The sequence below is a fragment of the [Acidovorax] ebreus TPSY genome (assembly GCF_000022305.1).
In the GTDB taxonomy this organism is placed as follows: Bacteria; Pseudomonadota; Gammaproteobacteria; order Burkholderiales; family Burkholderiaceae_C; genus Diaphorobacter; species Diaphorobacter nitroreducens.
On the sequence record NC_011992.1, the window covers coordinates 3,449,166 to 3,463,752 of the forward strand.

General features: G+C 65.5%; 11 protein-coding genes and 1 tRNA gene. 3 read left to right on the top strand and 9 right to left on the bottom strand.

Annotated features, from left to right (window positions below):
- Nucleotides 1-10 precede the first annotated feature (10 nt).
- The gene (locus tag DTPSY_RS16195) at nt 11-940 is read right to left on the bottom strand and encodes an ImmA/IrrE family metallo-endopeptidase (RefSeq protein WP_238526547.1); all 930 of its coding nucleotides are present in this window, start codon (nt 938-940) and stop codon (nt 11-13) included.
- Nucleotides 941-943: 3 nt separating this feature from the next.
- Nucleotides 944-1,285 carry a helix-turn-helix domain-containing protein gene (locus tag DTPSY_RS16200; RefSeq protein WP_015914483.1) on the bottom strand — a complete coding sequence of 114 codons (342 nt, stop codon included), beginning with the start codon at nt 1,283-1,285 and terminating at the stop codon, nt 944-946.
- A 245-nt stretch (nt 1,286-1,530) separates the two neighbouring features.
- On the opposite strand from DTPSY_RS16200, the gene DTPSY_RS16205 reads away from it, so the two are divergent.
- From DTPSY_RS16205 to DTPSY_RS16215, 3 genes are all read left to right on the top strand, one after another.
- Complete coding sequence (locus DTPSY_RS16205; RefSeq protein WP_015914484.1) at nt 1,531-2,766, top strand: hypothetical protein; 1,236 nt, start codon at nt 1,531-1,533, stop codon at nt 2,764-2,766.
- A 3-nt stretch (nt 2,767-2,769) separates the two neighbouring features.
- A complete protein-coding gene (locus tag DTPSY_RS16210) occupies nt 2,770-3,768 on the top strand; it encodes a hypothetical protein (protein ID WP_015914485.1) in 999 nt (332 codons plus the stop codon).
- Nucleotides 3,769-3,841: 73 nt separating this feature from the next.
- Entirely contained in the window at nt 3,842-4,072 is a 231-nt protein-coding gene (locus DTPSY_RS16215) for a DUF2188 domain-containing protein (protein WP_015914486.1), read from the top strand.
- A 294-nt stretch (nt 4,073-4,366) separates the two neighbouring features.
- Here the strand turns inward: DTPSY_RS16215 and DTPSY_RS16220 are convergent.
- The 7 genes from DTPSY_RS16220 to rpoC all read right to left on the bottom strand — a co-directional run bounded on the left by DTPSY_RS16220 (nt 4,367) and on the right by rpoC (nt 14,466).
- A tRNA-Phe gene (locus DTPSY_RS16220) sits at nt 4,367-4,442 on the bottom strand.
- Nucleotides 4,443-4,505: 63 nt separating this feature from the next.
- Complete coding sequence (locus tag DTPSY_RS16225; RefSeq protein ID WP_011806978.1) at nt 4,506-5,204, bottom strand: response regulator; 699 nt, start codon at nt 5,202-5,204, stop codon at nt 4,506-4,508.
- A 36-nt stretch (nt 5,205-5,240) separates the two neighbouring features.
- Nucleotides 5,241-7,433, bottom strand: coding sequence for a sensor histidine kinase (locus DTPSY_RS16230; protein ID WP_238526607.1), 2,193 nt, complete (start codon nt 7,431-7,433; stop codon nt 5,241-5,243).
- A 92-nt stretch (nt 7,434-7,525) separates the two neighbouring features.
- Nucleotides 7,526-8,197, bottom strand: a complete 672-nt coding sequence (locus DTPSY_RS16235; protein WP_238526548.1) for a DUF4390 domain-containing protein — start codon at nt 8,195-8,197, stop codon at nt 7,526-7,528.
- Nucleotides 8,148-9,521: a 16S rRNA (cytosine(967)-C(5))-methyltransferase RsmB gene (rsmB, locus tag DTPSY_RS16240; protein ID WP_015914489.1), complete on the bottom strand. Its 1,374-nt coding sequence runs from the start codon at nt 9,519-9,521 to the stop codon at nt 8,148-8,150. The genes DTPSY_RS16235 and rsmB overlap by 50 nt, the downstream gene beginning before the upstream one ends.
- Entirely contained in the window at nt 9,518-10,090 is a 573-nt protein-coding gene (locus DTPSY_RS16245) for a LemA family protein (RefSeq protein WP_041838907.1), read from the bottom strand. Before DTPSY_RS16245 ends, rsmB begins: the two co-directional genes overlap by 4 nt.
- A gap of 146 nt (nt 10,091-10,236) precedes the next feature.
- Nucleotides 10,237-14,466 carry a DNA-directed RNA polymerase subunit beta' gene (gene rpoC / locus DTPSY_RS16250; RefSeq protein ID WP_015914491.1) on the bottom strand — a complete coding sequence of 1,410 codons (4,230 nt, stop codon included), beginning with the start codon at nt 14,464-14,466 and terminating at the stop codon, nt 10,237-10,239.
- Between the last annotated feature and the right edge of the window lie 121 nt (nt 14,467-14,587).

The window sequence follows — 14,587 nt, forward strand, 5'->3', positions numbered from 1 at the left end:
TTCCTCCTGCTCACCGAACGGCGTGCTGACCCGAGGAGATGAACTGATCAAAGCTGTCGAAGCTGTCCTCGTCCTTCCACGACCGATCCCATGAGCGCGGCTCGGCGCTTTCGAGCAGGAGCAGCGTGAGGATGCGATCACGCGCGCCGTAGCTGTGCTTGAACTCGCGCAGCTTCATGTGCTGCGCTTCCTCCGGGCACCAGATCGCGGCAGACATTTCGGTGCCATCCCACTCCTGATCGATGCTGGCATCCGCGGCCAGCGTCCCCGGCAACGGTTCTGCCGGATCGCCATTGCGTCTGATGCGCGCCCGCGTCTTGACGGCGCTGCTGCTGCGCCATTCGTACTTCGCGTAGCCGTTGTCCCAATAGACGAGGATCGCGCGCTGCGGGGTGAATTTGATGAAGCGGATGCACAGCGCCTCGAACGAAACCTGGAATCGTTTGGCCATGGCGCTGAGGACGTGCAGGTCGATGCGCTGGTTCGAGATCCACTCGCGCAGCAGATCACCGGGCATCAGCAGGTTGCTGGCGAAGTCGTCGGCCTCGCGCTCGATGACGCGGATGGTGTCGATGCCGGAATAGACGCTTTCCTTGTCGCAGTTGAAGCTTTGCCGCTGACCGCGATGGAGAATGAAATGACCCAGCTCGTGGGCGATGGTGAAGCGTCGGCGCTCAGGGCTGGCCTTGCCGTTGTAGAAGATGCCCCACTCGGCGGTGTCGTTCGGGTTGCGCACCAACATGCCTTCGCAGCTGTCGATGACGAGCACCATCGGGGTCTTGATCTCCCGAACGCCTGCGCCGTAGGGCGTGGACGGCAGCATCTGCCGGACGGTATCCAGATCGACGGCATCGGGCACGCCTTCACGGTGCCACGCCCGCAACCACTTCTGGAGGGTGTTGGCGGCAATGGAACCAGTGAGGGCCTGCGCTGCGCTCAATCCTCAGCCCCCGCTTTCGCCCTTGTCGGGGAACATGATCTTGAGCGCCTGCCGGTAGCGATCCTTTTCCTCGTCCGTCATCCCCGCGTACTCGCGGAAAAAGGCCACGTCCTCGGGGCTGGCTTGGGGAACCTCTTTGATCGGCTCGCCCATCACGTCTGCCATCGTCACGCCCAGCACCTTAGCGATGGCCTGAATCCGTTCTGCGGACGGGCGCTGCCCGTCCTTCATTTCTAGTTCCCAGATGTAGGCCTTGGTGCAGCCGACCGCGTCGGCGACCTGCTGCAGGGTCAACTTCTTCGCCTCACGCAAGCGTCGCAGGCGTACTCCAAACGCCGAAGCCATGGCGATGCTCCTGTAGTTGGAAAACAGTCAGTGAATCAAATCAAGACCGCGAGTATAGCCGTGAGATACACAAAAGGTCTAGATGTGCCCTTTTGTTTGACAAGCGGAATTCCGAGGTTCAGAATCGCGCCTGTATTTCGTAGCTTTACTTTAGCGAGGTACGTGTTTAGTGACTCTGTCGCTGGCCAATGCAGCCCGTACATCGGTCGCAGACCTTCGACGCCGATCCAGAAAGGACGAACAAGATGAAGAAAACCTTTGTCGACGTGATGCTCGAGCTGCCGGTGGATGCCACGCTGCGCGACTTCCTGACCTCACATGGTCTGCCCGTGCCGGGTGGGTTCGCGTGGGACGACACGCCGGAGACCAGCCAGTTCCTGGTGGAGGCGGTCAAGGTCTGGCCGGACACCGCCGCCCGAGACCAGATGACCGCCAACCTCATGGCCAGTGTCCAGTTGGGGGACGCGGCGGGCAAGCAGGCGATGTTCGAGGCCGTGGTGGCTGACGGTGCCGCGCTGGCGGGCCTGACGCTCTGCAGCAGCGACGTCCATCGCTCGTTCTGGCTGTACGTCAACCACCCGGCGCTGTTCGAGCGCGCCTACGACTTCAGCTTTTGGGAGCATCACGGGCAGCAAACCCAGCAATACGATCTGGGCCTGAAGCGCCAGCCGAACGGTTCGGACGCCAACCTGGCCGCACTGCGCCACGCCATCTCGGCGTTCTACAAGCGCGAAATGCAGTGCGGCGACAGCAGCGTGGCGCATCTGGTCGAACGCAGCCCAGGCGTGTTCCTGCTCACCGTCCACGTCAAGGACATGGCCATGCTGCGGCTGGAGTTCGAAGGCTCGGCCCTGAAGCGCCGGGTCGGCAATCCCAACATCCACATGGTGCTGGAGTACGCCAAGACCACCGCCGTCGTGCGCACACTGGTGCGCGGCGGCCAGAAGTACCAGCAGATGCTGGTCGAGGCCTTCGCCGAGCATGTGCTGGGCGTCAAGGCGAGCGCGAGTCGCATCAAGTCGCCGACCCTGGATTTGTCGATGCTGCGCACCGGCTTCGACATGCCGGAGGCGTTCGAGGATGGCTTCTCGATGGTGCAGCTCAAGGCGCTCACGCTCCTCAGCCCCGACACCGCACTGAAGATCGAATGCACCGCGATGCAGTCCAGCCAGCAACGCTCGGTACACGAGCTGCTGAAGGAGAAGCTGCCCGGCCCGCTGGAAGGTCAGTGGGCGGTGACGGCGGCGCAGGTCAATCTCTACTATCCACCCGAGCCTGGCCGGACGCGCGCCAAGGTGGTCACCATCGAAGTGACCAGCAAAGGGCGTCTGAACCTGCACAAGTTCGACGCCAAGATGCAGGCGCAGCTGGAAGGCTATCTGGTCGGGGTGGGCATCTTGCAGAAAGGCCAGACTCTGAGCGCGCAGGAGATGCCGCCGGAAGCGGACGCGATCAGTTCGATGTCGGTGTTCGAGGATTGATCGGTGGCGGCGCATGACGCTTGGGCCTTGATCTGCCGCCTGTTCGCAGGCGGCACGCCGGTGCTGCGCACCACGTTGTCGCCGCGAGAGACCTCGGCGCTGTCCATCCTCGGTAAGGTAGTCAAGCCGACGGTCGCGGATCAGTCGTTCGTGCTCTGTCCGCACTGCCAGCAGCATCGGGCGCAGGTCTGGGGCGACGGGCGTGGCGGACGGATGTGCCGTTGCCCGGACTGCGGGCCGGTGGCCGTCGAGGCAGCCGATGGTGTGGCGTTGGCCTTGGACGAGGACTGGCTGCGCACGAAGATGCGCGTCGCGCTCGGCATCGAAAGCCGGGACGGCATTGATGATCTCGGCGACGGTGTGTGGCGGCTCGGCGATGCCCGGCGGTCGCCCGTCCTGCTGGCCCGCGATCTGACGCGGGTGCTGCACGAATCCGCGCTGCTGGATCGGGTTCGCGTGGAGGGCGGCGACATCCGGGTGATCACGCCGAGGTCAAGCGCGACACGCGGATCGCCCTTCGGCGCGGGCGTGGAATGGCTGGTGCTGGAAGAACGCTTCACGTTCTACGGTGGCGGAATCGCGCTCATCGGCACGCCGTCGTCATCTGCGAAGCCAGCGATCGCCGATCCGGCTGCGCCGGTGAACGGGCCGTTCTCGGCGGACTTCAAGTGGGCGGCGCTGCCGGACGGCGATGGCACGCCGATTCGGTTCACCGACGGTCAGGCCAAAGTGTTCGAGGCGCTGTGGTCGTTCAAGGGCGAAGCCACGACGGCGGAACGGATCATGCAGCGCGCGGGTCTGGACAGCGCCAAGCCGAGCGACCTGTTCAAGATCAAGACAAAGGACAAGGGCAAGCCGGAGCCGGAGGCCCAGCACGCGGCCTACGGCGCGCTCGTGGTCACGCAGCAACGCGCAGGGTTGTATTCGATGCCGTGCGCGGCGGGCGCGTTGGCGTCCTCCCCACACCAGATATCAGGAAAGGGGGAGACCTTCATGGCATGAGTTCCATCCCTGAAGCGCCAAGGCTCGCGCCGACTTCAAGAGCCTGTCCTTTTCAATTTTTGGAGCATTTGCAATGAGCGGAAAAAACCAATGGGTCGTACCCGTCAACGGCGGTGAACAGTGGGGTGTGCGTGGTGAAGGCAACGACCGCCTCACCTCCGTCCACCACACGCAGCAACAGGCGATTGACCACGCGCGGGACATCGCCATCAATCAACAGAGCGAGATGCTCATCCAAGGGCGTGACGGCCAGATCCGTGAGCGCAACAGCTACGGTCATGATCCGTTCCCGCCCAAGGGCTGACGTTGGGGCTGGCCTCGCGGGTTTGCACGGGCAATGTGGTGCAGCAAACCCGCGAGCCAATCATTCCCATCGGCACATGCACAAGCCATTGACGAAGAACGCCGCCTGCGTGTGCCACGGCGAAGAAGTTGGCGCAGGTTTCGAGAGAAGATAGGGCAGAACAGGGGCGAACTTGGCGGGTCATGCGGCCCACGGGCAGAGCGGCTGGCACACGCAGAATGGCCCGGAAGCCCGCGCGGCTTGGGGAAGCCGCAAATAAAAACGCCCAACCGAGAACGGTTGGGCGCTGAATTTTGGTGGCCTGGGACGGAATCGAACCGCCGACACAAGGATTTTCAATCCTCTGCTCTACCAACTGAGCTACCGGGCCTGAGCCTTGAATTATAGCCCGAGAAATCGGGGCATGACGCCAAGCTGGAAAATTTTTGCCAATTCACGCGTTGCGTTTGTTGCGCCCGAGGTCCACCCCCAATTGGCGCAGCTTGCGGTAAAGATGTGTGCGCTCCAATCCTGTTTTTTCGGCGACGCGTGTCATCGAGCCGCCTTCGCGGGCGAGATGGAATTCAAAGTAGGCTTTCTCAAAACCGTCGCGCGCCTCACGCAAGGGTCGGTCGAGATTGAAGCCCTGGTGGGACATGGGCGCCTGCTCCATCACCGCAACAACAGGCGCAGGAGCCGGCGCGCCATTGGCAATGGCGCCGGTTGTTGCGGGTGCAGGTGCGGTGTTGGTCTGGGCCGGAGCGGCAGCGCTTGCTGGTGGCTGCGCCGTACTGCGTGCCAGGCCCTGCTCCACTGCCTTGAGCAGCTTCTGCATGGTGATGGGCTTCTCGAGAAAGGAGAAGGCACCGATGCGCGTGGCTTCCACGGCCGTGTCGATGGTGGCGTGGCCGCTCATCATGATCACTGGCATGGTCAGCGTGCCGGCCATGGCCCATTCCTTGAGCAGCGATACCCCGTCGGTATCGGGCATCCAGATATCCAGCAGCACCAGGTCATAGCTGCCATTCAAGCGCGCGTTGCGGGCCTGCGTGGCGTTCTCGGCAAGGTCGACGCTATGCCCCTCGTCGTTCAGAATTTCTGACAACAGGTCCCGGATCCCCAGTTCGTCGTCGACCACCAGAATATTTGCCATGTGTGTAAATGCACCCTTGCTGCACGTGCGGTGTTGTTAGAGCGCCACCGCCGATTCAGGGGCGAATGATAGCGACACTTGTGCGCCCTTCACCACGCCGTCTTCCACGCGGTTGACCAGATCGATCCGCGCGCGATGTTCATCCGCGATTTTTTTGACGACGGCCAGTCCCAGCCCGGTGCCCCGCGGCTTGGTCGTGACGTAGGGCTCGAAGGCGCGCTGCAGGATGTGTGGAGGAAAGCCCGGCCCGCAGTCCGACACCGTCAGCCGCACACGTTTCGCGGATGCACTCCAGCGTGTGCTGATGCGTACGGGCGGCGGTGGAACGCCCCCCTGCTCGGCCGCCTGCTGTGTCGCGTCCTGAGCGTTCTGCAGTAGGTTGTGCACCACTTGGCGCAATTGCTGGGCATCGCCGGAGATCGCGGGGCAGCGCGGGTCCAGCTCGGCCTCGACCGGCACCTGCGCGGTCTCGGCGCCATACAAATGCAGCACATCGGCAACCAGTGCGTTCAGGTCCAGCGTGTGCAGCTCCGCAGACGGCAGGCGCGCGTAGTCGCGGAATTCATTGACCAGCCGTTTCATCGCATCCACCTGGTCCACGATGGTCTTCACCGACTTGGTCAGCACGGCCTGCTCTGCCGCAGGCAGCTTGCCTGAGAGCTTGATCTCCAGACGCTCGGCCGAGAGCTGGATCGGCGTCAGCGGGTTCTTGATCTCGTGCGCCAAACGCCGAGCAACCTCGCCCCACGCCTGGGCGCGCTGCGCGGAGACGATTTCGGAGATGTCGTCGAACACCAGCAGCCGCGCCTCGTTGGGCAGTTGCGCGCCGCGCGCCACCAGGCTGGTGCCTTGCGTGGTGACGCCACCGCCCGCCGCGTGCAGCTCAAAGGTCTGCTGCCAGTGGTCCAGACCGTGGTGGTCACGATCCAGCAAAAAGGTATCGAAGTGCCGCTGCACGGCCGCCGCGAAATCCGCCAGCCCCGGCACCTCAGCCAGCGGCCGTCCTTCATAGGCCGCCAGTGGCGCGCGCAGGACACGGGTCGCACCAGGGTTGGACGACTGGACGATGCCTTTTTCATCCAGCACGATGACTCCCGACGTGAGGTTGTCCAGGATGGTCTGCAGGTGCCCGCGCGCGGCGTCCAGCGCGTTCAGGCTTTGCTCGACCGTGCCGCGGGCGTCCGCAAGCTGCTGCGTCATCAGGGCAAAAGAGCGCGTCAGCCCGCCCAACTCGTCCTTGGTCTGCAGCGCGGCCTTGGGCGACAGGTTGCCTGCCGCCACCTCGCGCACGCCGTCGGCCAGCACCAGCAGGGGCCGCGCAAGCTGGTTGCCCAGCACCACGGCGAGCAGCACCGCGCCAAAGACGGCAAGGAACAGGCTCAGCGTCAGCGTGCCGATGTACATGCGCCGCAGCCCGCCGCGCGCCAGCGCCCGTTCCTGGTATTCGCGGTTTGCTTCCTGCACCGCAATGGCGTTGGCGACCAGCGCCTGGGGCAAGGGCACGGTGGCCTGCACGAAGCGCGGCTCGGCCAGCAGACCCACGCCGGGGTTGGCCACCAGCACCAGCGCGCGCACGCGCGCGTTCTCCGCGGCCAGCGGGTCGGTGATGTCGTCCAGGCCCTCGATCTGGAAGGTGACGCGGTCTTGCCGCGCCATGCGGAACTGCTGCGCGCTCGGGCGCTCGGGGTTGAGCATGTAGCGCGATTGCCCGGTGGCGGCGACGGGCTGGCCCGCGGCGTTCCACAGCACGAGGTCGGTGGCCCCCAACTGGTCCCGCATGCGCTCCAGCACCAGGCCCGCGGCCGCATCGGGCACCTGGGCCAACTGGCTGCTGGCGGTGCGCGTCTTGGAGGCCAGGTCGCTGGCAATGGTGTCGAGCGTGACGCGCGCCAGGCTCACACCGGCGGTCAACGCGCCCTCGACCTTGACGTCGAACCAGCTCTCGATGGAGCGCGAGACGAACTGGTAGGACACCACGTAGATCAGCAGCCCGGGGATCACGCCCACCAGCCCGAAGATGCCCGCGAGCTTGAGCAGCAGCCGGCTGCCGAAGCGCCCCCGCCTCAGGCGCACCACCAGGCGCAGGGCGCCCCAGACCAACACGGCCAGCAGCACCAGCGCCACCAGTACGTTCACGCCCAGCAGCCAGGCGAAGTTGCGTTCGTACAGGTCACGGTTGTTGGTGGCCAGCGTCAGCAGGAACAGCAGCACCAATGCGATGGCGCACATCAGCCCCGTGCCGAGGCCCAGCGCCCATCGCACGGCGCGTGCGCGTGTCTCTGCGCGGCGGGCCGAACCCGCGGGGCGCGGATCGCCCGCTTTCACCGCGCAGCCTCCACCACGCTCAGCGGCACGCTGCGCGCAAGCACCATGTTCCAGCCCGAGCGGCCCACCGCACCGATCTGCAAGGGCCGGGGCAACTGCGAGGTATCCAGCCGGAACTGGAAATTCATGACGTAGGTCACGCCTTCATCGACCTGCCCCTCGTCGGCGATCTTCCAGCGCGCGATGCGCTGCATCGATGCCAGCGCATCCTGCAGCGTGTCGAAATTCTGGCCCAGCGACACGCCCAGGCCCGACGGTGCAAAGGGCGTGGACGACTGCACCACACGCCAGCGCCGCGTAAGGGGCTGGTAGCTCAACCGCAGAAAACGGCTGGCCTGCGCCACCACTTTGTCGGACCAGTACCAGCGCTGGCGCACCACCTCGGCCTCGGTGATGAAGAACACGGAAATGCCCTTGTAGAGCGCATCCTTGACGAGTTCGGGGAGTTCCAGCTGCAGCGTGGCCGACAGATACAGTCCTTCGGGCAGCGGGTCGAGTTGCAGTTCAACAATCTCGCCGTGCTGTTGGGCGTAGGCGGCGGGAATGACCGCGCTCCACAGCGCCAGCAGACAAACCAGCGCGGCCCACAGCCAGCCCGGCCTTCGCAGACCGGCACGTTCAGGCGGGGGCCTTGTGCAACAGGGCGTAAAAGAAACCGTCGTGTTCACCCGGCCCATTGTCACGGAGCCCGTCGCGCTTGTCTGGGCTGCCGGGGAATAAATGGCCCGGCGACGGCAGCAGGCGTGCGTCAGTGTTGTGCGCAAGAAACGCTGCGATCTGCACGTCGCCCTCGGCCCGGAACACCGAACAGGTGCAATACAGCAGCCGCCCGCCGGGGCGCAGCAGCGGCCACAGCGCCGCCAGCAGACGCGACTGCTGCGCGGCCAGCTGGGCCACGTCGCTCTCGCGCCGCAGCCAGCGCACGTCGGGGTGGCGGCGCACGATGCCCGAGGCGGTACAGGGCGCGTCGAGCAAGATCGCGTCGAACGGCTCACCACCGCTGGCCTGCTGCCACCAGTCGGCGGGCACGGCGGCATCGGCCACCAGCACCTGGGCACTCAGCCCCAGGCGATGCAGGTTGTCATGGATGCGCTCGGCGCGTGCCGCATCCACCTCCAACGCGGTGACCCGCCAAGGGGCCCGCAGTGCGGCGGCCCATTCCAGCAAATGGGCGGTCTTGCCGCCGGGGGCGGCGCAGGCATCCAATAAGCGCAGCGGCTGCGCGGCGTCCAGCCCGTTGAGCAGCAGCGGCGCCGCCATCTGCGCGGCGGCATCCTGCACCGAGACCACACCCTCTGCAAAGCCAGGCAGTTGCTGCACCGGCACGGGGCGTGCCAGCGCCAGCCCTTCGGGGCCTACCGCCATCGCTTCAATATTGATAGCTTCTAACGCTTGCTGGTAAAGCGCTGGAGTGCTTTTTGACTTAGAAATCCGCAGCACCATGGGCGCGGGCGCATTGTTCGCCTGCAGGATCTGCTGCCACTGATCGGGGTGGTCGCGGCGCAGGCGCTGGATCCACCATGTGGGGTGGTTCCACACGGCGACCTCGTCGCCCTGCGTGGCGGCCACCAGCGTGTCGCGCTCACGCAGGAAGCGCCGCAGGCAGGCGTTGACGAAAGACGCCTGCGCCCGCGTCGCGGGGTGGCGCTTGGCGGCCTCGACCGCCTGGTTGACCAGGGTGAACGGCGCGTAGGGAGCGGTCTGCGGGTCCCAGGCCAATGCCAGGGCGGTGCACAGCAGCGCATCCACCCGCGGCGGCGGGTTGCGGGGTGCCAGCTGGCGGCGCAAGGCCTGCGCGCGCCCCAGGTGGCGCAGCACCTGGAACAGCAGCGCCTGCACGCCGGGGCGCAGCGCGGCAGCCGTGGTCTCCAGGGCCACGGTGCCCGACTGCCCTGCGCGCACCGCCTGCAGCGCCAAGGCGGTGGCGTCCAGCAACTGGCTCAACGCAACCGCGGGAGCCCCCTGCGTCGGGAGGGAAGTAGGCTTGTTCACAGCGTCTGCGCCTTCTTGAAGCCGAACAGCCACGCCAGCAGGCTGGCGGGAAACTGGGCGATGGCATGGTTGTACTGAGCCACGGCATCGTTGAACAGGCGGCGCGCCTCGTCGCTGTGCAGCGCCACCTGTTCGCGCCGCACCACCCATGGGGCGAGTGCGGGGGGTGCCACACCTTCGCTCACCTGCGCGGCTTCGCGCACAACGGTCTGCCAGGCGTTCTCCAGCACCTGCGATGCGGCCGCCAGGGCGGCGGCGGCGCCGCTGTCCAGCGGGCGCGCGCGCGCTACTGCCAGCGAGGCGCCGAGTTGCGTGGCCGCGGCCCAAAGGGCGGCATGGGCGTCGTGCGCGCCCGCCGCCGGCGCCGGTTCGTCGCCCACGATGGCCTGGACCGCGCCAGGCGCACCGTGCGCAGCCTCGTACTCACCCAGCAGGGCAATCCAGCGCACCATGTGGGTGTCCAGCCCGCCAAAGGCCTGCAGCGCCGCGGATCGCAGGCGGATGAGCCGGTTGTAGGCGCCCACGGCCCAGAACAGGAACAGGGCGAGAAGTATCCAGGTGGTCAACATGTTCACAGCCGGGGCTTCGCGCCAGCGGGCACGGCCCCTGCCAACCGAGGGATTGGTAACACGACAAAAAAGAAACTCCCGGCCTGCCGGATGGGCAAGCCGGGAGCGTTCAGTACCCGCATGCGAGAGGCGGGACTGGCAACGGCTTAATCAGCCGTGTCGGCGCTGCCGTCGATCTCGGCGGCTGCGTCGTCGGTGCCGGCAGAGGCCAGCTCGGCGGCTTCGGCATCCGCGATGGCGCGGCGCTCGGCCTCGTCCATGGCGTCCTTGGCCTTGCGCGCCTGGTGGTAAGCCAAGCCCGTGCCGGCGGGGATCAGACGGCCCACGATCACGTTCTCCTTCAAGCCGCGCAGCTCGTCGCGCTTGCCCATGATGGCAGCCTCGGTGAGCACGCGGGTCGTTTCCTGGAACGACGCGGCGGAGATGAACGAGTCGGTGGACAGCGACGCCTTGGTGATGCCCAGCAGTACGTTGGAGTACGTGGCAGGGAGCTTGCCTTCGGCCTGCAGCGCCTCGTTGGTGTTGAGGATCTCGGAACGCTCCACCTGCTCGCCGGCGATGTAGGTGGACTCGCCCGGGTTCTCGACCACGACGCGGCGCAGCATCTGGCGCACGATCACCTCGATGTGCTTGTCGTTGATCTTCACACCCTGCAAGCGGTACACGTCCTGCACTTCGTCAACGATGTAGCGCGACAGCTCCTCGATGCCCAGCAGGCGCAGGATGTCCTGCGGATCGGCCGGGCCGTCGACGATCAGCTCGCCCTTGTTGACCACCTGGCCTTCGTGGACCAGCACGTTCTTTTCCTTGGGCACCAGCTCGTCCCAGACCTTGCCGTCCGGATCGGTGATCTGCAGGCGCACCTTGCCCTTGGTTTCCTTGCCGAAGGAGATCGTGCCGGTCATCTCGGCCAGCATGCCCTTGTCCTTGGGGCTGCGGGCTTCAAAGAGCTCGGCCACGCGCGGCAGACCGCCGGTAATGTCGCGGGTCTTCTGGCCTTCCATCGGGATGCGGGCCAGCACTTCGCCGGGGCCCACTTCCTGGCCGTCGCGCACCTGGATCAGCGCGCCGACCTGGAAGCCGATCGTCACCGAGTGGTCGGTACCGGGGATCTTCACCTCCTTGCCATCGGCGTCCACCAGCTTCACCTGCGGACGCACCACCTTGGCAGAGCCGCGGCGCTTGGGGTCGATCACCACCAGCGTGGACAGGCCCGTGACCTCGTCCACCTGCTTGGCCACCGTGAGGCCTTCCTCGACGTTCTCGAACTTCACCGTACCTGCGTACTCGGTGATGATCGGGCGCGTCAGCGGGTCCCAGTTGGCGAGGATGGTGCCGGCCTTGATGGTCTGGTCGGCCTTCACCGTCAGCGTCGCGCCGTACGGCACCTTGTGGCGCTCGCGCTCGCGGCCGTGCTCGTCCTGGATGATGATTTCACCCGAGCGCGCAATCACCACCAGCTCGCCCTTGGTGTTGGTCACGTAGCGCATCGTGGCGTTGAAGCCGATGATGCCGTTGGACTTGGCTTCCACACTGGACGCCACCGCCGCACGCGATGCCGCACCACCGATGTGGAACGTACGCATGGTCAGCTGCGTGCCGGGCTCGCCGATGGACTGCGCGGCGATCACGCCCACGGCTTCGCCGAGGTTGATCAGGCCGCCGCGGCCCAGGTCGCGGCCGTAGCACTTGGCGCACAGGCCGTAGCGGGTTTCGCAGGTCAGCGCGGTACGCACCTTCACTTCGTCCACGCCTGCGGCTTCGAGCTCTTCGATCAGGTCTTCATCGAGCATCCGGCCCGGCTGCGCCAGCACGGCACGCGTTTCGGGGTGCAGCACTTCCTCGGCCGCGGTACGGCCCAGGATACGGTCGCGCAGGGACTCGATGACTTCACCGCCCTCGACGATGGCGCGCATCAGCGAACCATTCGAGGTGCCGCAGTCGTCCTCGGTCACCACCAGGTCCTGCGTCACGTCCACCAGGCGACGGGTCAGGTAACCCGAGTTCGCGGTCTTCAACGCCGTATCCGCCAGGCCCTTACGGGCACCGTGGGTGGAGATGAAGTACTGCAACACGTTCAGGCCTTCGCGGAAGTTCGCGGTGATAGGCGTCTCGATGATCGAGCCATCGGGCTTGGCCATCAGGCCGCGCATACCGGCCAGCTGACGGATCTGGGCCGCCGAGCCGCGGGCGCCGGAGTCGGCCATCATGTAGATGGCGTTGAACGATTCCTCGTTCACTTCCTTGCCGTTGCGGTCGATGGTCTTCTGGACCTTGAGCTGGTCCATCATCACCTTGGACACGTCGTCGCCGGCCTTGCCCCAGATGTCCACCACCTTGTTGTAGCGCTCGCCGGCCGTCACCAGACCGGAGACGTACTGCTGCTCGATCTCCTTCACCTCGGCTTCGGCGCGGGCCAGGATCTCGGCCTTTTGCGGCGGCACCAGCATGTCGTCGATCGCCACGGAAAAGCCCGCGTGCGTGGCCAGGCGGAAGCCGTTTTGCAGCAGCTTGTCGGCGAACACCACGGTGTCCTTCAGGCCGCACTTGCGGAACGACGCGTTGATGAGCTTGGAGATTTCCTTCTTCTTCAGCGCCTTGTTCAGGTTGCTGAAGGGCAGGCCCTTGGGCAGGATTTCCGACAGCAGCGCACGGCCCACGGTGGTGTCCACGAGCTTGGTCTCGGGCACGAACTCGCCCGTCGCCTTGTCCTTGGTCCACTCGGTCAGGCGCACGCTGATCTTGGCGTGCAGCTCGGCCTCGCCGGCATCCAGCGCGCGCTGGACTTCGCCGGTGTCGGCGAACACCAGGCCTTCGCCCTTGCCGTTGATCTTCTCGCGGGTGGCGTGGTACAGGCCCAGCACCACGTCCTGCGAGGGCACGATGGAGGGCTCGCCCGAGGCCGGGAACAGCACGTTGTTGGAGGCCAGCATCAGCGTGCGGGCTTCCAGCTGCGCTTCCACCGACAGCGGCACGTGCACGGCCATCTGGTCACCGTCGAAGTCGGCGTTGAACGCGGCGCAGACCAGCGGGTGCAGCTGGATGGCCTTGCCTTCGATCAGGATGGGCTCGAACGCCTGGATGCCCAGACGGTGCAGCGTGGGCGCACGGTTGAGCATCACCGGGTGTTCCTTGATGACCTCTTCCAGGATGTCCCACACCACGGGCGTGCCGGCTTCCACTTCCTTCTTGGCAGCCTTGATGGTCGTGGCAATGCCCATGGCCTCCAGGCGCGAGAAGATGAAGGGCTTGAACAGCTCCAGAGCCATCAGCTTGGGCAGGCCGCACTGGTGCAGCTTGAGCGTCGGACCCACGGTGATCACGGAACGGCCCGAGTAGTCCACGCGCTTGCCCAGCAGGTTCTGGCGGAAGCGGCCCGACTTGCCCTTGATCATGTCGGCCAGCGACTTCAGGGCACGCTTGTTGGCGCCCGTCATCGCCTTGCCGCGGCGGCCGTTGTCCAGCAGGCTGTCCACGGCTTCCTGCAGCATGCGCTTTTCGTTGCGCGCGATGATCTCGGGCGCCTTCAGCTCCAGCAGGCGGCGCAGGCGCGAGTTGCGGTTGATGACGCGGCGGTACAGGTCGTTCAGGTCCGACGTGGCGAAGCGGCCACCGTCCAGCGGCACCAGCGGACGCAGGTCCGGCGGCAGCACGGGCAGCACTTCCAGGATCATCCACTCGGGCTTGATGCCGGACTTCTTGAAGGCCTCCAGCACCTTCAGGCGCTTGGCGTTCTTCTTGACCTTGACTTCGGAGCCCGTCAGGTCGCCGCGCAGCTTCTCGATCTCGATCTCGATGTCGATGCCTTCCAGCAGCTCCTTGATGCCCTCGGCGCCCATCTTGGCGACGAACTCGTCGCCGTATTCCTTGCGCTTGGCGTCGTAGTCGTCCTCGGACATGATGCCGAACTTCTTCAGCGGGGTCATGCCGGGGTCGGTCACCACGTAGGCTTCGAAGTACAGCACGCGCTCGATGTCGCGCAGCGTCATGTCGAGCACCAGGCCCAGACGCGAAGGCAGCGACTTCAGGAACCAGATGTGCGCGCAGGGCGCGGCCAGGTCGATGTGACCCATGCGCTCGCGGCGCACCTTGGTCTGCGTGACTTCAACACCGCACTTCTCGCAAATCACGCCGCGGTGCTTCAGGCGCTTGTACTTGCCGCACAGGCACTCGTAGTCCTTGATGGGACCAAAAATCTTGGCGCAGAACAGGCCATCGCGCTCGGGCTTGAACGTGCGGTAGTTGATGGTCTCGGGCTTCTTCACTTCGCCGAAAGACCACGAACGGATCTTCTCGGGCGAGGCCATGCCGATCTTGATGGCATCGAAGTGCTCATCCGGCGTGAATTGCTTGAACAGGTCGAGTAGCGATTTCATGTGACTCTTTCCTTTTCACCTAAAAACATAGCTGCTGGCGCTTGTCGTATAAGGGTCTGCAATACAAAACTCTTGCAAATCCAGATGAAGTAAGCGCCAGCCGCTCACTTTTTTAAAAACT